At 59.9% G+C, this 20,359-nt stretch carries 18 protein-coding genes; 3 read left to right on the top strand and 15 right to left on the bottom strand.

Features of this window, described 5'->3' with window-relative positions:
- Positions 1 to 27 precede the first annotated feature (27 nt).
- The 15 genes from V3W40_RS10650 to V3W40_RS10580 all read right to left on the bottom strand — a co-directional run bounded on the left by V3W40_RS10650 (position 28) and on the right by V3W40_RS10580 (position 17,620).
- Positions 28 to 1,503: a sigma-54 dependent transcriptional regulator gene (locus V3W40_RS10650; protein WP_027603847.1), complete on the bottom strand. Its 1,476-nt coding sequence runs from the start codon at positions 1,501 to 1,503 to the stop codon at positions 28 to 30.
- Positions 1,504 to 1,671: 168 nt separating this feature from the next.
- A complete protein-coding gene (fliT, locus tag V3W40_RS10645; RefSeq protein WP_027603846.1) occupies positions 1,672 to 1,968 on the bottom strand; it encodes a flagellar protein FliT in 297 nt (98 codons plus the stop codon).
- A 41-nt stretch (positions 1,969 to 2,009) separates the two neighbouring features.
- Positions 2,010 to 2,414, bottom strand: coding sequence for a flagellar export chaperone FliS (gene fliS / locus V3W40_RS10640; RefSeq protein WP_065924954.1), 405 nt, complete (start codon positions 2,412 to 2,414; stop codon positions 2,010 to 2,012).
- Between the two features lie 141 nt (positions 2,415 to 2,555).
- Positions 2,556 to 3,947, bottom strand: a complete 1,392-nt coding sequence (gene fliD / locus V3W40_RS10635; RefSeq protein WP_330214995.1) for a flagellar filament capping protein FliD — start codon at positions 3,945 to 3,947, stop codon at positions 2,556 to 2,558.
- Between the two features lie 80 nt (positions 3,948 to 4,027).
- Positions 4,028 to 4,378 (bottom strand): flagellar protein FlaG, encoded by a 351-nt coding sequence (locus V3W40_RS10630; RefSeq protein WP_330214994.1) that lies wholly within the window; start codon positions 4,376 to 4,378, stop codon positions 4,028 to 4,030.
- A gap of 74 nt (positions 4,379 to 4,452) precedes the next feature.
- Positions 4,453 to 5,877, bottom strand: coding sequence for a flagellin N-terminal helical domain-containing protein (locus V3W40_RS10625; RefSeq protein ID WP_065924974.1), 1,425 nt, complete (start codon positions 5,875 to 5,877; stop codon positions 4,453 to 4,455).
- A 274-nt stretch (positions 5,878 to 6,151) separates the two neighbouring features.
- On the bottom strand, positions 6,152 to 7,081 hold the full coding sequence (locus V3W40_RS10620; RefSeq protein ID WP_065924951.1) for a ketoacyl-ACP synthase III: 930 nt from the start codon (positions 7,079 to 7,081) through the stop codon (positions 6,152 to 6,154).
- A gap of 274 nt (positions 7,082 to 7,355) precedes the next feature.
- Positions 7,356 to 8,957: a flagellar hook-associated protein 3 gene (locus tag V3W40_RS10615; RefSeq protein ID WP_323146404.1), complete on the bottom strand. Its 1,602-nt coding sequence runs from the start codon at positions 8,955 to 8,957 to the stop codon at positions 7,356 to 7,358.
- Between the two features lie 14 nt (positions 8,958 to 8,971).
- Positions 8,972 to 11,020, bottom strand: coding sequence for a flagellar hook-associated protein FlgK (flgK, locus tag V3W40_RS10610; protein WP_141606985.1), 2,049 nt, complete (start codon positions 11,018 to 11,020; stop codon positions 8,972 to 8,974).
- A 10-nt stretch (positions 11,021 to 11,030) separates the two neighbouring features.
- A complete protein-coding gene (gene flgJ / locus V3W40_RS10605) occupies positions 11,031 to 12,299 on the bottom strand; it encodes a flagellar assembly peptidoglycan hydrolase FlgJ (protein ID WP_065924948.1) in 1,269 nt (422 codons plus the stop codon).
- 4 nt (positions 12,300 to 12,303) lie between these two features.
- Complete coding sequence (locus V3W40_RS10600) at positions 12,304 to 13,392, bottom strand: flagellar basal body P-ring protein FlgI (RefSeq protein ID WP_033901075.1); 1,089 nt, start codon at positions 13,390 to 13,392, stop codon at positions 12,304 to 12,306.
- Positions 13,393 to 13,419: 27 nt separating this feature from the next.
- Positions 13,420 to 14,115, bottom strand: coding sequence for a flagellar basal body L-ring protein FlgH (flgH, locus tag V3W40_RS10595; RefSeq protein WP_065924947.1), 696 nt, complete (start codon positions 14,113 to 14,115; stop codon positions 13,420 to 13,422).
- 53 nt (positions 14,116 to 14,168) lie between these two features.
- Complete coding sequence (gene flgG, locus V3W40_RS10590; RefSeq protein WP_027603835.1) at positions 14,169 to 14,954, bottom strand: flagellar basal-body rod protein FlgG; 786 nt, start codon at positions 14,952 to 14,954, stop codon at positions 14,169 to 14,171.
- A 72-nt stretch (positions 14,955 to 15,026) separates the two neighbouring features.
- The gene (locus V3W40_RS10585) at positions 15,027 to 15,767 is read right to left on the bottom strand and encodes a flagellar basal body rod protein FlgF (RefSeq protein ID WP_065924946.1); all 741 of its coding nucleotides are present in this window, start codon (positions 15,765 to 15,767) and stop codon (positions 15,027 to 15,029) included.
- A gap of 290 nt (positions 15,768 to 16,057) precedes the next feature.
- Positions 16,058 to 17,620 carry a sigma-54-dependent transcriptional regulator gene (locus V3W40_RS10580; protein ID WP_065924945.1) on the bottom strand — a complete coding sequence of 521 codons (1,563 nt, stop codon included), beginning with the start codon at positions 17,618 to 17,620 and terminating at the stop codon, positions 16,058 to 16,060.
- Positions 17,621 to 17,877: 257 nt separating this feature from the next.
- Here V3W40_RS10580 and phhA point away from each other — a divergent pair, with 257 nt between their 5' ends.
- The 3 genes from phhA to V3W40_RS10565 all read left to right on the top strand — a co-directional run bounded on the left by phhA (position 17,878) and on the right by V3W40_RS10565 (position 20,324).
- A complete protein-coding gene (gene phhA / locus V3W40_RS10575) occupies positions 17,878 to 18,669 on the top strand; it encodes a phenylalanine 4-monooxygenase (protein ID WP_065924944.1) in 792 nt (263 codons plus the stop codon).
- 105 nt (positions 18,670 to 18,774) lie between these two features.
- On the top strand, positions 18,775 to 19,131 hold the full coding sequence (locus tag V3W40_RS10570; RefSeq protein WP_315872359.1) for a 4a-hydroxytetrahydrobiopterin dehydratase: 357 nt from the start codon (positions 18,775 to 18,777) through the stop codon (positions 19,129 to 19,131).
- The gene (locus tag V3W40_RS10565) at positions 19,131 to 20,324 is read left to right on the top strand and encodes an amino acid aminotransferase (RefSeq protein WP_330214993.1); all 1,194 of its coding nucleotides are present in this window, start codon (positions 19,131 to 19,133) and stop codon (positions 20,322 to 20,324) included. The genes V3W40_RS10570 and V3W40_RS10565 overlap by 1 nt, the downstream gene beginning before the upstream one ends.
- Positions 20,325 to 20,359: the final 35 nt, after the last annotated feature.

Genomic DNA, 20,359 nt, shown 5'->3' with positions numbered 1-20,359 from the left:
AAATATCAGCGGCTTGGAAAACAGGCGTCAATCATCTGCCTGTTCATCACCTTCTTTGCGGCTCATTCCGTACTTGCGCATCTTCTCCACCAGGGTGGTTCGACGGATGCGCAGGCGCTCGGCGGCACGGGCGACGATGCCGTTCGCGTCGTCCAGGGCCTGCTGGATCAACCCCTGCTCGAGGTTGCCGAGGTAGTCCTTCAAGTCCAGGCCTTCGGGCGGCAGCATGGCGGTGGAGCCGAAGTCCGGGGTGTGGCCGTTGATGGCAACCCGTTCTTCCATGTCGCTGCGCAGGCTGTCGACCAGTTGCTCGTCTTCGTCGTCGACGTAGCGGAATTTCTTCGGCAGCTCGACCACGCCGATCACACCGTAGGGATGCATGATCGCCATGCGCTCCACCAGGTTGGCCAGTTCACGGACGTTACCGGGCCAGCCGTGGCGGCACAGGGACATGATCGCGGCCGAGTTGAAGCGGATCGAACCGCGCTTTTCGTGCTCCATGCGCGAGATCAGTTCGTTCATCAGCAGCGGGATGTCTTCCACGCGCTCACGCAGCGGGGCCATCTCGATCGGGAATACGTTGAGGCGGTAGTACAGGTCTTCGCGGAAGCTGCCGACCTCGATCATGCTCTCGAGGTTCTTGTGGGTCGCGGCGATGATGCGCACGTCGACGCTCTGGGTCTTGTTGCTGCCCACGCGCTCGAAGGTGCGCTCCTGCAAGACGCGCAGCAGCTTGACCTGCATCGGCAGCGGCATGTCGCCGATTTCGTCGAGGAACAGGGTGCCGCCGTTGGCCAGCTCGAAACGCCCGGCACGGCTGGTGATCGCCCCGGTAAAGGCGCCCTTCTCGTGACCGAATAGTTCGCTTTCAAGCAGCTCTGCCGGGATCGCTCCGCAGTTGACCGGCACAAAAGGCCCGTCGCGGCGCTTGGAGTGATAGTGCAGGTTGCGCGCGACCACTTCCTTGCCGGTGCCCGACTCGCCGAGGATCAGCACGCTGGCGTCGGTATCGGCCACCTGCTGCATCATCTGGCGCACGTGCTGGATGGCGCGGCTGGTGCCGACGAGGCTGCGGAACAGGTTGGGCTCGCGGTGGCGACCGCGCTCGCGGGCCTGGTCGTACATCTCGCGATAGACCTGGGCACGGTGCAGGGAATCGAGCAATTTGCTGTAGCTGGGCGGCATTTCCAGGGTGGAAAGCACACGACGGCGCTGGTCTTCGGGCAGGTCGACAGAAGAAATATCGCCTATTAGCAACACCGGAAGGAACTCATCCCAGGTTGACAGTGTCTTTAACAAGCCCAAAACAGCGCCAGGAGCGTTTACCGTCCCGATCAGCACACAAATGACTTCACGGCTCGATGACAATGAGCTGACTACCTGCTGCCAGTCATGGCTGCCGCAGGGCAGATTTTCTTCGCCAAGAAAATTCAAAATCACCGCTAAATCGCGGCGGCGGACGCTATCGTCATCGATCAGCAGAATTTTGGTTTCACGCCACATGCAATAGCAACTTCCCTAGTAAAACGCTCTGCCCAGTGTAAGGGCAATCGAGACGGCCGTAAGACTTCTTACTTTATAGACGTCTGAAATCTGAAAACAGCACTAGTTAAGTCAAAAAAGCTGGCACGGTCAAATTTATGACGCGCCGTTCGGATTAACTGCGTCTGTTCAGCCGAACAAATGGTAAACCTTTGACGCGTTCTTCGCTTGGTTGATCTGCGACATCTCTTCAAAAATCGCCTGGCGCTCGCCCGTCGTCACCTCAAGCAACTGCTGGTATACCGCCAACAGGCTCTCAAGCTTTTCACGCAACGCATCCTCATCCACCGGCGCTTCGCTGAGCACCTCGTCGATCACGTTGCGACAGCCCATGTCCAGCTCGCCAATGGCGTCCCAGTTACGGTCTGCCAGCGCGCCGATCAGCGCTTCACGGGTTTCATCAATGCGTTGCAGTGCTTGGCTCATGACGTATTCCTCAAGGCCCTCAGGCCCTTCTTTGCTGCGCCTTACTCGGTTGCAGCCTGTGGCGCGGCGATGGCATCCCAGCCTTCTTTCACGGTAATCAGCAAACGGGCGACTTCGTCGATCATGTCGGCATCGTTATGCAGGTTCGCTTCCATCAGGCGGTTAGTCATGTACGCATACAGACTTTCCAACTGCTGGACGTAAGCCGGGTTGTCACTCTTTTCAGCATTCAGGCCGTCGCGCAGGCCGATCACGATATCGATGGCCTTGCCCAGCATCAGGCCCTTCTGGGCGATGTCGCCACGAGCCAGCGCACCCTTGGCCTGGGCCATGCGGTCCAGGCCGCCCTCCATCAGCATCTGCACCAGGCGATGCGGGCTGGCTTCAGAGATCTGGGCATGGGAATTGACCTTCTGGTATTGGCGAAGGGCTCTCATGGGATTCATGTTTCTACCTCGTGACAGGCGACAGCGAAAAGGATTCTAGTAACCAATATGTCGACGGGTTTGCAAAAAGCTTTAGCCCCCGTCGTCCCGCGATAAAAAAGGCCAGGCAGATTGCCTGGCCTTTTTTTGTTCGGCAGGGGATCAAGTATTGGTCTTTGGATTGTTCAAGGCATTGAGCGTGGTCATCACGCTGGTGCTTTGCTGGCGCAACTGGGCGACCAGGGTGTCCATGGCGTTGTACTTGGCCGACAGGCTGCTGGTGAGCAGGGTCATGCGCTCGTCCAGCGTCGACTGCTGCTTGGTCAGGTCCTTGAGCGTGTCGGACAAGGACGTCGAGCGGGTCGCCAGAATGCCGGTAGTGGATTTGGCAAAGTCATCCGTGGCGCTTTTCATCCGTGCCAGCATGCCGCCCTTACCGCTGAACATGCTGTTGATGTCGGCGCCGTTGGTTTTAACCGCCGCGTCCCACTTCTTGTCATCGATCGCCAGCAGACCCGTGCTCGAACTGGTGGTCACGCCGAACTGCGCCAGGGACTTGAACGCACCGGTGCCCGACAGCGCGTTGAACTCATTGCGGATAGCGCTCTGCAACGAACGCATGGTCGAGTCGCCGGTCAACGCTGCCGCTGTAGTGCTGCCGTCCAGGTTCGTGGTGACCTTGGTTTCGGCGTTCATGGCAGTGATCAGGGCGTTGTAGGTATCAATGAAACCCTTGACCCCGGACTTGAGTGCGGTGTTGTTGGTGCTGACGGTGATGAGCGTTACGTTTTTATCGACGGTGGAATTGGTCTTGTAAGTCGACGCAGCTACCAGCTTGATATCCACCCCGCTAAGAGCGCCTGTGATGGTGTTGGACTTGGACACAGACGCAACCCCATCGATGCTGTAGAGCGCATCCTTGGGCGGATCGACGACCGTGGCACCCACATCGAGGCCCGAAGTGCCAGAGAGTGTAAGGTCCGAGCCGGTCCCCATGGTGGTAGAGGTCAGGATCAATCGCGAACCGTTGGAGTCGGTTTGAATGTTGGCGCTCAGCCCCGAAGTACCAAACTGGGTATTGATCGAGTCACGCACCTGCTGCAGGGTCGCACCCGCGGGAACATTGAGGTCGTATGACTTGCCCGATTGACTGATGGTCAGCGTCGTCGGCTTGTCCGTCGCGTTGACTACCGTCGAGGTGCCACCGCTGAAGTTCTTGCTCGACAGCTTGGACGCTTGGGCCAACTGATCGACGACCAGCCGGAAGCTGCCGTTCGAGGCCGTGTTGCTGGCCGTCATGGTCGCGGTCTTTTCATCCGAGGACGAACCGGTCAAGCCGGTGAAACTGCTGTCCTTGGCCATGGTGTCCAAGGCACTGCGAAACGCATCCAGCGCGGCCTGAACCTTGCCGATCGAAGACAGCGTGGTGGTCGCCTTCGCAGACGCGGTATTGATCTGCGTTTGCTTGGGCACCTTTTCGGCGTTGACCAAGGATGTCACGATCGCTTGCGTATCGATGTTCGAACCGATACCACTTACCGTTGAACCCGCCATCATCTATCTCCTGTTCGGTGGCTGCCGTTATCTTGACTTATTACGCCTCAAGACCAGACAGCAACAAGTTTCATGCCAGCTCAGGCCTTGTCGTCAAACAACAAGTTGCTTGCGCTGCTGAGGTTCTGTGCCAGCTTCAAGGCTGTTTCCGACGGAATCTGGCGAATCACTTCACCATTGTCGGTATTGATGACCTTGACCACCACGCGGTGGGTGGAGTCATCAATGGAAAAGTCCAGGCTACGCTGGGTAGCCTGAACGAAATCACGAATATCGGTTACTGCTTTTTCCAGGTCGGCGCGTGCGGGCTCTTGGCTGGTCGCGGGCGTTGCCAGGACATTCTTGACACCGTTGTCAGTCACTACCTTGGCAGGTGCGCTTTGAGGTGCAACCGGCGGATAAGACTGGTTCAGCTTTACACTCATGTCCATGTCCAATCTCCTCTAAACCGAAAAAACGGAAGGGCACGTAGACGCGCCCTTCCGTTAGTTACCAAGCGCTGGGATTACTGAAGCAGCTTCAGTACAGCGGATGGCAGCTGGTTAGCCTGCGACAGGATCGCGGTAGAAGCCGACTGCAGGGTTTGTTGCTTGGTCAGTTCGGCGGTTTCGGAAGCGAAGTCGACGTCCTGAACGGTGGAACGTGCAGCGGTGGAGTTCTTCTGAATGTTCTGCAGGTTGTCTGCAGTGGTAGTCAGACGGTTCTGGGTAGCACCCAGGCCCGAACGAACGCCGTCGATGGTGCCGATGGCCTTGTCGATAACAGCCAGGGCGTTTTGAGCGTTGGTAGCGTCGGTCACGTCGGTTTGGGCGATGGAGGTTTTGGTCGACGAAACGGTAGCAGCCGAGAACAAGTCCGAAACACCGGTACCGGCGTCGCTCAAGGAGTAGCCTTTAGCCGAGTCGAGGGAGACTTGACCGGTAACAACGATTGCAGCAGCACCCAGAGCAGCCGGGGTAGCGAATGCGCCAGCGCCATCTTTCGCGCCAACCAGGATGTTCGTCTGAGCGTTGGCATCAGCGCCAGCGAACGACAGGTTTTCACCGGAATCCGACTTAACCGACAGGCTCTTGTTAACTTCGTCGTAGTTGACACTGATACCCAGCTTGGCAGCGTTGGACTTCAGTTGGTCAGCCAGGCCAGCCAGATCGGTAACGCCTACGAAGCTCACAGCGCCGCTGTTACCAACAGCCAGAGTGAAGTTCGACGGGGTTGCGGCACCCACTTCCAGCTTGACTTCGGTGCTGGCGGTAGCGGTCAGGCCACCGATCGAACCGTTCAGGCCGGAAGCAATGTCTTTAGCCGACGCGCCTGCTGCATAAGTAACGGCTTTGCTTTGGCCGTTGCCGGTTACTGTGATGCTGCCGCCAGCCAGGCCAGTTGCGCTAGGCACGATGGCCTTGGTTTTGATCTGCTGCGAACCAATGTTGTTGGCTGCAACGTTTTCCAGGCTCAGGTTGATGGTTTCGTTAGCGTTGGCGCCAACCTGAATGGCCTTGGTACCGTACGAACCGTCCAGCAGCTTCTGGCCACCGAAAGTGGTGGTGTTGGAGATACGGGTCAGTTCCGAAGTCAGAGCCTGGTATTCGTCGTTGTTCGACTTACGGTCGTCAGGGCTGAGGGAACCAGTCGCGGAAGACAGAGCCAGGGTACGCATTTTTTGCAGGATGTCGGTCGAAGCCTGCATCGCGCCTTCAGCGGTCTGAGCGATGGAGATACCGTCGTTCACGTTTTTTACAGCTTGGCCCAGGCCGTTGATTTGGCTGGTCAGGCGGTTAGCGATCTGCAGGCCGGCTGCGTCGTCTTTAGCGCTGTTGATACGCAGGCCGGAAGACAGGCGCTGCATGGAGGTGGCCAGGGCGCCGCCGGCTTTGTTCAGGTTGCCCTGAGTAGTGATCGAAGCAATGTTGGTGTTTACTGTTAAAGCCATGACGAAATCCTCGTTGGATGGATACTGCGGCTTCCGGCCCTGGCAACCGCCGGGTGTGGCCTGAGAACCTACGTAATAGTTATCGTCGTGGTAGCCGGTTGCTTGAGGATTTTTTTTGATTTTTTTAATGGCGCCGTGCCACCCCTTGTAATTCAAGGGCTTACGCCGGCTAAAAACCCATATTTCATTGGGTTTTCTGGCGCCAAATAAAAAACGCCGATGTTCTTTCGAGCATCGGCGTTTGCTTTTACGCAGAAAGCAGTCTATCGAAGCGTCACGGACGATAGAGAATCGCCGATCCCCACGACAGGCCCACGCCAAAACCGCTGATTGCCACGCGCTTCCAGGTGGCGTCCATCACATGCTTTTCCAGCAGCAACGGAATGCTCGACGACACGGTGTTGCCGGTCTCGACCATGTCCTTGATGAACTTCTCCACCGGCGCGTCTTCGAAACGCCGGGCCACGGCGTCGACAATCGCCGCACTGCCCTGGTGAATGCAGAACGCATCGATGTCATCGGCCGCAAGGTCCGACTCGTCGAGCAGCTCGTGCAAATGCGCGGGCACCTTGAGCAAGGCGAAGTTGAACACCTGGCGACCGTTCATGAAGAACACGCCATCGCTGACCTTGAGATGCGGTGCGCCGGAACCGTCCGTGCCGAACTTGGACTTGCCCAGCAACCACGGCGCGTCTTCGCCCATCCAGGTGGCGGTGGCGGCATCGCCGAACAGCATGGTGGTGTTGCGGTCTTCCGGGTCGACGATCTTCGAATACGGGTCGGCGGTGACCAACAGGCCGTTTTTCAGGCCGGTGGCTTCCATGAAGCCCTTCATCGCGTAGATGCCGTAGACGTAGCCAGAGCAGCCCAGGGAAATATCAAACGCCGCCACGTGGGTGGGCAGGCCGAGTTTGTCCTGGACGATCGCGGCCGTATGGGGCAAACCCTCTTCATCGCCGTTCTGGGTGACGACGATCAGCGCATCGATGGACTCGCGCTTCAAATCCGGATTGTTGGCAAACAAAGCGTTGACCGCCTCGACACACAGATCGGAGGTTTCCTGCGCGGCTTCCTTGCGCGGCAGGAACGCCGAACCGATCTTGCCGATGATGAATTCTTCATCCTTGGCGAACTTGGCACCCTGGGCGTAGTTATCGATCCCGTCTGCCGGCACGTAACTGGCGATGCTTTTTATGCCAATCATTGTGGCTTCCCAATACTAAATAGCTGGAGAACACCCCAGACGTGGCCTGGAGTGCTGACAATAAAGGGGATAACCCCATAAAAATCTCGCTGAAAGCCGCCCCGCAAGGACCATGTGACGACTTATCCTTTTCACACGATACAGTGAAGATGCGCTTTATGACTCACAGGTCACTCAATTGTGTGTGCTTTGTGCAAAACCTTCAAACAATTAAGTCCCAGAAACGGCAACGGCCCGCCCTGTTTCCAGAGCGGGCCGCTTGACTTGACGCCACTTACATCTTGTTGAACAAGCTCAACTGCGAGACTTTCACGAAAGCCAGCTGCGAGGCCTCCAGCATGGTTTGCTGCAGGGTCAGGTTGATCGCTGCCTCGCCCATGTCAATGTTGGCCAGGTCACTCATCGTGGTCTTGTTGGCCAGGCCGACACTGGTGTTTTCACTGGACTGCACCGTGAGTGCATTCTGTCGCGCACCGATGGAGCCACGCACGTTGTCCACCTGGTCGGCCGAGTTGGTCAGGTTACTGACCGCGGCGTTCAGGGCGTCCTGAAGCTTGACCCGCGCACCGGGAATACCATCCGCCGGCTGTTCCAGGGCCTGGCGCAGCTGGCTCAGGGTGTCGAGGGCATTCTGGGTTTTCTGGGTGGTGTTGCCGACCGAAAACTGATCGCCGGTGTTCGGCGTACCGCTCAACTCGAAGGTGACACCCGCGGCGGTGATCGTGTCCTTGGCTGGCGGCGTACCGCTGACGATCACGCCATTATCGACAATCGGCTTGCTGTCGGGGGTATACGGCTGGGCATACACCTTATAAGCAGTCGGGTCGACATCGTCGAACTTGATCAGTACGCCGCTGTTGGGAAACGTACTGGAGTAGTCGGCTGCACTGCTGACGCGGGCATTGGTCAGTTGCGCCGCCGAAGTGTTGCTTGCGGTGCGAGAGACATTGAACGCGTCCGGCTTGGCGGCCAGGGTGAACTCACGCCCTGCAACCAACGCATCGGCATCCGGCCCGGTGGCCACGCCGGTGAGGTCTGCGGTGATATCGAATTTGACCCCGCGTACATTGATACTGGCGCTGCCTTCCTTGGTGGAGTCGAACGTACCATTACCTGGAAGCTGCGAAGTAATGTCGTTGTTGTCCTTGTCGGTCACAACGTACTGCGTGCTACTGGTAAAGGTCACCTTATAGGGCTGGCCGTCGGCAAACTGCTTGGTGTAATCGATGCCCGACGTTACCAGGCCTGCCGAGATCGCGACCTTGTGGTCATCCACCGTTGCAGGCGTCGTGTAGGTGGCTTGGGTGCGGCTGGTGTTGACCGCGCCTTCCAGGATGGTCTTGCCCGTATCGCTGGTGCGCACCTTCAGCGTCTCGGAAACCTGCAGGCTCAGCTCGTTTTCGTCGCCTTGATAGCTATAAGTACCATCATTGTTGCGCGAATACGGCGGCGTATCGGTCTTGGAACCGGAGAACAGATAGTTGCCCGCCGCATCCTTGCTGTTAAGCAAACCGAGCAGCTGATTTTCAAGCGCGCCCACCTCGACCGCAATGGACTTGCGGTCAGCATCGCTGGTCACGCCACCCGCACGCAGCGCCAACTGGCTGCCGGCCTGGATCGTGGTATTGATCGCCTCCAGCACGCTTTCTTCGTTCGTCAGGGTATTTTGAATGCTGGTGATGTTGCCGCTGTACTGGGCCAGCATGTCTTTTTGCTGTTGCAGCATCAGCAAGCGCTGGGCGGCAACCGGATCATCCGAAGCGGTCTGTACACGCACGCCGGAGCTCGCCTGTTCCTGGGCCTTCACAACGCTGGAATAGTTGTTCTGATACTTGACGGCACTGGTGTCGTAATACTGCTGTGTAGAAATGCGCATCGTCCCAGACTCCCTTAAAGACTATTGATCAGCGTGCTGAAGGTTTCTTGCGCAGCCTTGATGATCTGCGACGACGCCGTGTAGTACTGCTGGAACTTGATCATGTCGCCCGCCTCTTCATCCAGGTTCACCTGGGATACGGAGTTGCGCGCGTTCTTGTTGGCGGCCAGCAGCGCACCGGTAGCGGTGTTGTCAGTGCCGGCCGAAGCGGCCTTGGCGCCCACGGTGGAGACCAGCTTGCTGTTGGCGCCCACCAGGCTGGTGCCGCCGCTGCCATCGGCCGCCAGGCCCACGGTTGCCTTGGTCTGCAGGTCGAGCAACGCCTGGGCGTTGCGATTGTCGGACTTGCCGGTGGCATTGAACGAGAACGAGGTGCCGTCGCCGTTGGCCGGCGAACCGCCCACCGTGGTGTCGAAACTGAAGCTCTTGGCTGGCGACACCAAGGCACCGCTGGCATCACGCATCGGCACGCTGATGCTGATCTTATTGGCCTGTCCCGGAATGATGGTGCCGGAACCGATGGGATCGCCCTGGGCGTTACTCAGCGTATAAGGCTGGGTGCCATCGGCCGCCGGTTTACCGAAAACCATCTTCACCGGCATCGAGTATTCGATGCCGGTACGCAGTTGTGCCGTATCGGCACCACCCTGTATGTCCAGGGGCACGGTGAGCGTCGGCGGCGTGAAGGTGCCGGTGCCCTGGTTGGTCTTGCTGGCCTCGCCCTGCAACGGCGCGGCAAAGGCAATCTTGCTGGGGTCGCTGAGGACCGTGCCGATTTCCTTGGCGCCGTTGGCGGTGGGGCTGACCTTGAAGCTGTCACCGGCCTGCACCGTACCGCTCTTGACCGCCAGGGTGAACCCATCGATGACCGGAGGCGGCGTGGCACTGAGGTCATAGGTACCCATGGCCTTGCCGTCGGAGCGCAGCACCGTGACCTTGTTGAGGTCGGTGCCGTCGTTGAAGCTGACCTTGTAATCGAAGTTGGTCAGCTGAGTGCTGTCCTTGATCGTCACGCCCAGGGCACCGTCGCCCAGGTTGCCTTGGGCAGCCAGGCTACGCAGGGCAACCGAGGCTGCGTTGTTGATGTCGGTGAACATCGAGGCGCCGAACTCGCCATTGAGGTCCAGGCCCTGGCCCAACTGGCTGTTGACCGTATCGGCGGTGGCAATCGCGATGCGCCCCAGATCATTGATCGCAGGAATCAACGCGTCGCTGCGATAGCGCAACAGGCCGCCGATGCTGCCGCCGCTGATCACGTTGCCCAGGTCCATCGTCGTACCGCCGGCCGCATTGAGCTGGATCGTGTACTGGCTGGTGTCGCTCTTGCTCGGTACGGCGGAAATGGTATTGGACTTGTCACCCAGCACCAGGGATTGGCCGCTACCGGTGCTGACACTGAACACGCCGTTCTTCTCAGTGGCGGTCACACCGATCAGCTCATTGAGCGAGCGCACGGCTTCGGCGCGCGAGTCCAGCAGGTTGGCCGGGGTGGTGTTCGACGAACCCTGCACCTGGGCGATCTGCTTGTTGAGAGAGGCAATCGACGAAGTCAGCTGGTTGACCTGATCGCTCATCGAGGACAACTGGCTGTTAATGGTCTCTTTCTGCTGGCTCAACTGGCTGGAAATGGAGTTGAACCGGTTGCTCAGCGTCTGGGCGTTCGTGAGCAGGATCTGGCGGGCCGAGGTATCGTTGGGGTTCGCCGAGGCGGTCTGCACAGCAGCGAAGAACGAACTGAGTACGGCGGACATGCCGGTGGTCTTGTCCGACAGGGTCTTGTCGACGGCACTGACCTGATCAAGATAAGCCTTGGCATCGCTGTTGAGCGAGGTGCTGTTCTGGTAGGCGGTGTCCAGGTATTCGTTGTACACCCGGCGCACGTCGGCCAGGGTGGTGCCGCTGCCGATGAACACGCCGCCATACTGGTTCGACGCATTTGCGCTCTGGGTGGTCTGCTGACGCGAATAACCCGCGGTATTGGCGTTGGCGATGTTGTTACTCAAGACCGACAACGATCCTTGAGCGGCGTTAAGCCCCGACATCCCGATATTGAGCAAACTCATGGTTCAGACCTTATAAATGAGTGGTCGCGCCCGCGGCAGCGTAATTCTGGTAACTGTTCATGGTTTTTGCGATCTGCGAAATCTTGCTGGCGTAGGCCGGGTCCGTGGCGTACCCGGCTTTTTGCAACTCGCGCACAAACTGTTCCGGGTTGTCGGCCGATTTCACAACATCTTTATAGCGATCATTGCTTTGCAGCAATGTCACGAGGTCATGGAAGCTGTCCTGGTAAGAATCGTAGGACCGGAACTGCGCCGTTTCCTTGACCATCGCCCCATCACGAAACTCGCTGGTGATTGCACGGGCCTGGCCGCCCTGCCAGCTCTGGCCGGCCTTGATGCCGAACAGGTTGTGGCTGCTGCTGCCATCCTCGGCGCGCATCACCGACTTGCCCCAACCGGTTTCCAGGGCGGCCTGGGCCACCAGGTACTTCGGATCGACACCGATACGCGCGGCCGCCGCCTTGGCCATCGGCAACATGGTCGCGACAAACTCATCCTGGGAGCTGAACGCCTTCTTCACCGGTGCCAATGGCGGCTGGGCCACGGCGCGGCCGTAGACCTGCATGCGCCCGCTCGGCACGGCAAACGTGCGCGCCGTGCTGTTGACCACATTGTCGGCGGCCGCGCTGTTACGCAACGGCGCCGCCTGGGCAACGGTGGTGGTGTCGGTGCTCGGCACGATACCGGCGAGCAGGCGATCGGTGAGCTTGCTCGGCAAGGCGATACGGCGCTGGTTCATCAGTGCGATGTCATTGCTATGGGCCGCTGCAGCGCCCGCCTGGGGCTCCGCCACGCGATAGGCCCACAGTGGACGCTGGCCATTGGAACGCCCCAGCGGGCCCTCGGCCTGGGTACCGGCGGCAATTTGCGTCGGCACATCGACTTTCTTGACCGCCTCGGCCGCCGCCGGGCCCTGCAAGGTGGCCGCCTGGGCGTCCACCGGCTTGTTCTTCTGCATCTGGCGCATCAGCACATCGGCCAGGCCGATACCGCCGCCTTCGCGGGACATGGAAACCGCCAGTTGCTGGTCGTACATTTCCTGGTACTGCTTGGCGGCCGGGGTGTTCATCGGGTTGTCCTTGCCCAGGGCCTCGGTGGCCGAGCGCATGGACTTGAGCATCTCGCTCAAGAACAGCGATTCGAATTCCTGCGCCACCTTGCGCATGTTGCCTTCGCTGTTCTTGTCGCCGACCTTCAGTTGGTTCAGGCGATTCAAGTCGGAATACGAACCCGAATCCGCCGTGCTGGTCAGGCCGCTGTTACGCATGTCCATGGCCATGGCCTTAAATCACGATCAGGTCGGCTTGCAACGCGCCGGCCTGTTTCAAAGCTTCGAGGATCGCCATCAAGTCGCCTGGCGCTGCGCCCACCTGGTTCACTGCACGCACAATCTCATCCAGGGTGGTACCGGGGCCGAACTTGAACATCGGCTTGGCTTCTTGCTGGGCATTCACTCGCGAGCGTGGCACCACCGCCGTCTGGCCATTGGACAACGGCCCAGGCTGGCTGACGATCGGATCTTCGGTGATGGTCACGGTCAGGCTGCCGTGGGTCACCGCCGCCGGCGAGACCTTGACGTTCTGGCCGATCACGATGGTACCGGTGCGCGAATTGATGATGACCTTGGCCACCGCCTGGCCCGGATCGACTTCGAGGTTTTCCAGGATCGACAGGTAGTCCACACGCTGGCTGGGGTCCAGCGGCGCGGTGACGCGGATCGAGCCGCCGTCGATGGCCTGGGCCACGCCAGGGCCGAGCATGTCGTTGATCTTGTCGACTACACGCTTGGCGGTGGTGAAGTCCGAACGGTTGAGGTTCAAGGTCAGGCTGTTGCCCTGGTTGAAACCGCTCGGCACGGTGCGTTCAACCGTGGCGCCACCCGGGATACGCCCGGCCGACGGCACGTTGACAGTGATCTTCGAACCGTCGCGACCTTCAGCGTCAAACCCGCCCACCACCAGGTTGCCCTGGGCGATGGCATAGACGTTACCGTCGATACCTTTAAGCGGGGTCATCAGCAAGGTGCCGCCCCGCAGGCTTTTGGAGTTACCGATGGACGACACAGTGATGTCGACCACCTGGCCCGGCTTGGAAAACGCCGGCAAGTCGGCACTGATCGACACCGCCGCGACGTTCTTCAACTGCACGTTGCCCGAACCCGCCGGCACCTTGATGCCGAACTGCGACAGCATGTTGTTGAAGGTCTGCAGGGTGAACGGGGTCTGGGTGGTCTGGTCGCCCGTGCCATTGAGCCCCACCACCAGGCCGTAGCCGATCAACTGGTTGGAACGCACGCCGGAGATGCTGGCGATGTCTTTCAGGCGTTCGGCCTGGGCGACTGCGCTCAGGCTCAGCAACAGTGCGGCCGCCATCAGCTGTTTGAATTTCAAAGTAGTCACCTAGAAAGGGAACAGCGGGCTGAGGAAGAAACGGTCGAGCCAACCGGGCTGACTCGCATCAGCAAAAGCACCGGTACCGGAATAGGTAATGCGTGCATCGGCAATCCGCGTGGAAGGCACGGTGTTGTCCGTGGAAATATCATCGGCGCGGACCATACCGGCTATGCGCACCAATTCGTCACCAGTGTTGAGGGTCATCCACTTCTCGCCGCGCACGGCAATGATGCCGTTGGGCAATACGTCAGCGACCGTCACGGTGATCGAGCCGGTCAGGCTGTTGCCCTGCCCCGCCGCACTCTTGCCGTCGGTAGCGCGGCTGCCGCTGTAGCCGGCGTTCAAGGTCAGGTCACCGTCGCTCAACGGGTTATTGACGTTGGGCACGGCGCCAAACAGAGAACTCAAACCAAGGCTGGCGGTGCTGTTCTTGCCCACCTGGGAGTTGGCATTCTTGCTGGCCTGGGTGCGTTCGTTCAGGGTGATGGTGATGATGTCACCGACCCGGAACGCCTTGCGGTCGCTGTACAGGTTCTGTTCGAAACCGGCCTGGTAGATCGAACCGTTGTTGGCCGCCGCCGGCAGTGGGGTGCGCGGCAACACCGGCGCGTAGTACGGGTCATTGGGTTTTGGCGTCGGGGCGACACAGCCCGCGAGCACGGCAATCCCACTCAATGCCAGAACGGAAACATAGCGATTCATGACCCTTACCTCACGGTGTTGCAGGTGCTCTCAGGAGCGCCCCATAGACTTGATTACAGATTCTGCGTTACGAACGAAAGCATCTGGTCGGCGGTGGAAATCACCTTGGAGTTCATCTCGTAGGCGCGTTGAGTGGTGATCATGTTGACCATCTCTTCAACGGTGCTGACGTTGGAGGTTTCCAGGGTGCTTTGCAGCGTGGTGCCGAAACCGTTCAGGCCAGGGGTGCCGATTTGCGGCGCGCCGCTGGAAGCGGTTTCCAGGAACAGGTTGTTACCCATCGCCTGCAGGCCGGCCGGGTTGATGAAGTCGGCGGTTTGCAGGTTGCCGATCACTTGCGACGCCGGGTTACCGGCCACGGTGATCGACACGGTGCCGTCGTTGCCGACGGTGAAGGTCTGGGCGTTGTTCGGCACGACGATAGCCGGTTCCAGGGCGAAACCGTTGGCCGTCACGATCTGGCCATTGGAGTCCAGGTGGAAGGTACCGTCACGGGTGTAGGAAGTGGTCCCATCCGGCTGCAGGATCTGGAAGAACCCTTTACCGTTGATGGCCATGTCCAGCGGCTGCCCGGTCTGCTGCAGGTTACCGGCGTTGAAGTTCTTCTGGGTGCCGACGATCTTCACACCGGTACCCAGTTGCAGGCCCGACGGCAATTCGCTGTCCTGGGTCGACTGGGCGCCTGGCTGGCGTTTGATCTGGTAGAGCAAATCCTGGAACTCGGCGCGGTCACGTTTGAAACCCGTGGTCGACACGTTGGCCAAGTTGTTGGAAATGGTGGTCAGGTTGGTGTCCTGGGCGGACAGGCCTGTTTTGGCAACCCATAGAGCCGGAAGCATGCTGTTCTCCTTCGTGCGCCTGTTTGTTGGCGCTGCGCTGCAAAAATTAGTAGTCGGTCAATAACGCGGCTATCAGCTCATCGCCATTACGCGGGTCATGGCCTGGTCGTCTTCCTTGGCGCTGTTCATCATCTTGATGTGCAACTCGAACTGCTTGGAAAGCGCCAGGACCGCGGTCATTTCTTCAACCGCGTTGACGTTGCTCGCCTGCAGGAAACCCGAGGTCAGCGTGACGTTCGCATCGGCGACGGCCGGCTGGCCATCCTTGGTATGGATGGTGCCATCCAGGCCTTTATTCATATTCTTGAGGTCGGGCTGGACCAGCTTGATGCGGTCCACTTCAGCCATCACCCGCGGGCCTTCGCCCATGGCGCGGATGCTGATGGTGCCGTCGGCGCCCACTTCGACTTTCTGCTGCGGCGGTACGGCGATCGGGCCACCGTTGCCCATGATCGGCATGCCGTTGCCGGCGCGCAGCACACCCAGCGCATCGACGTTCATGCTGGCACTGCGCACGTAGGCTTCACCGCCATCGGGGGTTTGCACCGCCATCCAGCCATTGCCGTTCACCGCCACATCCAGGTCGCGACCGGTCTCGATCATGGCGCCAGGGCTGAAGTCGGTCGCGGGACGTTCGGTCATGGCAAACGCACGCGCCGGAAAGCTGTCACCGAACACCGGCATCGAACGCGCCTGTTCCAGGTCACGTTGAAAACCGTTGGTGGAAATGTTCGCCAAGTTGTTGGCATGGGCCTTCTGCGCCAGTGCATTCTGGCTGGCGCCGGTCATTGCCACATAAAGGTACTTGTCCACGCTCTTTCCTCTTTCTGACGCAGGCTTGCCGCCCACCGCTGTACTGATGAGGCTTAAGCAATTTGCGAACCAACTTTTTAAAAGAGGACGAAGCCCAGCAACGACGGGGGTTTGCGCGAAGGTATTGAAAAATATGGATGGAGGGATAGTCGAAAAAACGGCGGACTACTGCCGCTTACGGCAACGGCGCAGATCAATGTGGGAGGGGGCTTGCCCCGATGGCAGTCTGTCAGCCAGATTACTCTTAGCTGACACACCGCTATCGGGGGCAAGCCCCCTCCCACATTGGGTTATTTGTCGGACTTGAGGATTTCGTAATCACGCAACTTATTGGCGATGGTGGTGTGTGACACCCCCAGGCGTTTCCCCAACTGCCGGCTGCTGGGATGCTCGGCATACAGGCTCTCCAGCACCGCCTTCTCGAAGCGTCCGACGATCGCCTCCAAACCGCCCTCCAGGGAAAAGTCGCCAAGGGGTTGGCGCACGCCGTAGTCCGGCAGGCGGATGTGTTCGACCTTGACCGTCCCGCCGTCACACAGCGATACCGCCTGGAACAGCACGTTTTCCAGCTGCCGCACATTCCCCGGCCAGTGGTAGTGGCTGAGCTTGTCCATGGCGGCAGGCGCCAGCCTGGGCAGCGGGCAGCCAATCTGCCGGCTGGCCTGGTCGAGAAAGTGCTCGACCAGGGGAGCAAGGCCGTCGAGGCATTCGCGCAGGGGCGGGATATGCAAGGACAGCACGTTGAGGCGGTGATAGAGGTCCTGGCGGAATTCGCCACGGGCGCAGAGTTCGGACAGGTCCACCTGGGTGGCGCAGATCACCCGCACATCCAGGTACACCTCTTCGTCACTGCCCACGCGCCGAAAGCAGCCGTCCTGCAGGAAGCGCAGCAATTTCACCTGCAAGCGCGCGCTCATTTCCCCGACACCATCGAGAAACAACGTACCGCCTGACGTCAGCTCCAGCAGCCCGAGCTTGCCTTCGGCCCGCGCGCCTTCAAAAGCGCCGGGGCCGTAGCCGAACAATTCGGTCTCGGCCATCGACTCGGGCAGCCCAGCGCAGTTCAGCGCCATCAACGGCGATTGCCCGCGCGGGCTGGCCAGGTGGCAAGCGCGTGCCAACAACTCTTTGCCGGTGCCGGTTTCGCCTTCTATTAATAGAGGCGCATCCAACGGCGCCATGCGCCGGGCTTCACGTACCACGGCGGCCATGACCTTGGAGCTTTGGAAAATACTGTCGAAACCGCGCAGCTCCTGTTTGCGCACATTGTAGATACGCTCACCCACACGGTCGGCACGGTGCAGGGTCAACACGGCACCGGCCATGGCTTCGCTGTCGTCATGTTCGGAGGATTGCAGCGGTGCGATATCCGCCAGGAACACGTCACCCTTGACCTTGACCCGCAGGCCATTGATCCGCGATTTACTCGCGCGCACCAGTTCCGGCAAGTCGAAATCCTCGGCGTAGCGCGACAGCGGAATGCCCGGCACCTCGTCCACCCGTACCCCGAGCAACTGCGCGGCCGCGCGGTTGGCGGCGACGATGGAGCCGCCCATGTCGATGGACAGCACCGGAAACTCAAGCGCACCGAGCAGCGCATTGAGCTCCATATGTCGACGCTCACTGGGCATCAGCCCTACCCGTTTAACGCCAAACACCCCGGCAATCGCCTCGAACTGCGGGCGCAGCGCCTGGAATTGCATGTTCACCAGGTTTGGGCAGAACAGGTAAATGGCGTTGCCATGCTCGCCCCCCACCTCACCCTTGGCGACGTTGACGCCGTACTCCACCAACAGGTTGAGGATGTCCCGCAGGATGCCGATGCGGTTCTGGCAGTGCACTTTGATACGCATGAAAAGGCTCGAAAAGTGGGTAGGCGCCGCGTCTTTTTGTCGCTGGGCGCAGATAGTCGTCAAGATTATGTGACAGCTTGGGGGCTTTTCCCAGCCCAATACCGTATTGAGCCAAGCAAGCGTAACGAATACTTTACGAAAATCGGTAAATTTTCCTACATGAGCGCTTTTGAAGCCGATGGAATCTTGCCCCGCACGGCGTATCAATAGGCTCATCCCAGGACATAACAAGAACGAATGCCTAGCAGGAGAGCCGTATGAAGCAGACGCACTACGTGGCCCGCGAGCCCGATGCGCAAGGTTTTATCCACTACCCGCCGGAAGAACACGCGGTGTGGAACACCCTGATCACCCGCCAGTTGAAAGTGATCGAGGGCCGCGCGTGCCAAGAGTACCTGGACGGCATCGACAAGCTCGGCCTGCCCTTGGATCGCATCCCGCAACTGGGTGAAATCAACCAGGTGCTGGCCGCGACCACCGGCTGGCAAGTCGCTCGCGTGCCGGCGCTGATCCCCTTCCAGACCTTCTTCGAATTACTCGCCAACAAGCAGTTTCCGGTGGCGACCTTTATTCGTACCCGCGAAGAACTGGATTACCTGCAAGAGCCGGATATTTTCCACGAGATCTTTGGCCACTGCCCGCTGCTGACCAACCCGTGGTTTGCCGAGTTCACCCACACCTACGGCAAGCTCGGCCTGGCGGCCAGCAAGGAGCAACGGGTATACCTGGCGCGCCTGTACTGGATGACCATCGAGTTCGGCTTGGTGGACACCCCCGACGGCCGGCGTATCTACGGTGGCGGGATTTTGTCGTCGCCCAAGGAAAGCGTGTACTGCCTGTCCGACCAGCCTGAACATCAAGCCTTCGACCCGCTGGAAGCGATGCGCACCCCGTATCGCATCGACATCCTGCAACCGCTGTATTTCGTATTGCCCAACCTCAAGCGCCTGTTCGAAGTGGCGCAGGAAGACATCATGGGCATGGTCGAGCACGGTATGCAGTTGGGCTTGCACGCGCCGAAGTTCCCACCCAAGCCCAAAGCCGCGTGAGCCTCAGCTTTTAAGGCCAGGTGAGTCTGTTCCCTGGCCCCGCGTTGCTTTAGGGTGACGCCACTGACGACCGTTTTTAAACACTCGAATTCAGGACACCACCACATGACCACCTTGAACCAAGCCCACTGCGAAGCCTGCCGCGCCGATGCCCCGCAAGTCAGCGATGAAGAACTGCCGGTGCTGCTCAAGCAGATCCCCGACTGGAACATCGAAGTGCGCGATGCCGTGATGCAGCTGGAAAAGGTTTTCCTGTTCAAGAACTTCAAGTTCGCCCTGGCCTTTACCAACGCCATGGGTGAAATCTCCGAAGCCGAAGGCCATCACCCAGGCCTGCTCACCGAGTGGGGCAAGGTCACCGTGACCTGGTGGAGCCACTCCATCAAGGGCCTGCACCGCAACGACTTCATCATGGCCGCGCGCACCGACGAAGTGGCCAAGGACGCCGAGGGCCGCAAGTAATGCATTTCGATGCCATAGGCCGCGTGCCCGGCGACCCGATCCTCGGCTTGATGGACCTGTATGCCCAGGACGCCAACCCGAACAAGTTCGACCTCGGCGTGGGCGTTTATAAGGACGACCAGGGCCTGACGCCGATTCCCGCTTCGGTGAAGCGCGCCGAACAGCGCCTGGTCGACACCCAGGCCACCAAGACCTATATCGGCGGCCACGGCGATGCAGCGTTCGGCAGCCTGATCAGCGAACTGGTGCTGGGCGCCCACTCCGCCCTGCTGCGCGAACACCGTGCCGGCGCCACTCAAACCCCAGGCGGCACCGGGGCCCTGCGCCTGAGCGCCGACTTTATCGCCCACAGCCTGCCCGGCCGTGGCGTGTGGTTGAGCGACCCGACCTGGCCGATCCACGAAACCATCTTTGCCAAGGCCGGGCTCAGGGTCAGCCATTACCCCTACGTGGGCGCGGATAACCGCCTGGATGTGGCGGCGATGCTGGCAACCCTCTCCACCGTGCCCAAGGGCGACGTGGTCTTGCTGCACGCCTGCTGCCATAACCCGACCGGCTTCGACCTGTCCCAGGATGACTGGCGCCAGGTACTGCACATCGTGCGTGAGCGCCAGTTGCTGCCACTGATCGACTTCGCCTACCAGGGCTTTGGCGACGGCCTGGAGCAGGACGCCTGGGCGGTGCGCTTGTTTGCGGCTGAACTGCCGGAAGTATTGATCACCAGTTCATGCTCGAAGAACTTCGGCCTGTACCGCGACCGTGTCGGCGCGTTGATCGTGTGCGCGGCGGATGCCGAGAAGCTGAAGGATGTACGCAGCCAACTGGCGAATACCGCGCGCAACCTGTGGTCGACGCCGCCGGACCATGGTGCGGCGGTGGTCGCGACCATCCTGGGGGATGCCGAGCTGAAAAAGCAGTGGAGCGAGGAAGTCGAAGCCATGCGTGCGCGAATCGCGCAGTTGCGTTCCGGACTGGTGGAGGCGTTGGCGCCCCACGGTTTATCGGAACGGTTTGCGCACATCGGGGCGCAACGCGGGATGTTTTCCTACACCGGCTTGAGTGCCGAGCAGGTCAAGCAACTGCGCGAGAAGCACAGCGTGTATATGGTCAGTTCGGGGCGGGCCAACGTGGCGGGTATTGATGCGACACGCCTGACACTTCTGGCCGAAGCCATCGCCGACGTCTCCAACTGAAGAAACACAAAACCAATCGTAGGAGCGAGCTTGCT

The sequence above is a fragment of the Pseudomonas sp. AM8 genome, from assembly GCF_036346475.1.
Classification (GTDB): domain Bacteria; phylum Pseudomonadota; class Gammaproteobacteria; order Pseudomonadales; family Pseudomonadaceae; genus Aquipseudomonas; species Aquipseudomonas marginalis.
The sequence above is the reverse complement of the archived record's forward strand: the minus strand, read 5'-3'. Positions and strand labels throughout refer to the sequence as shown.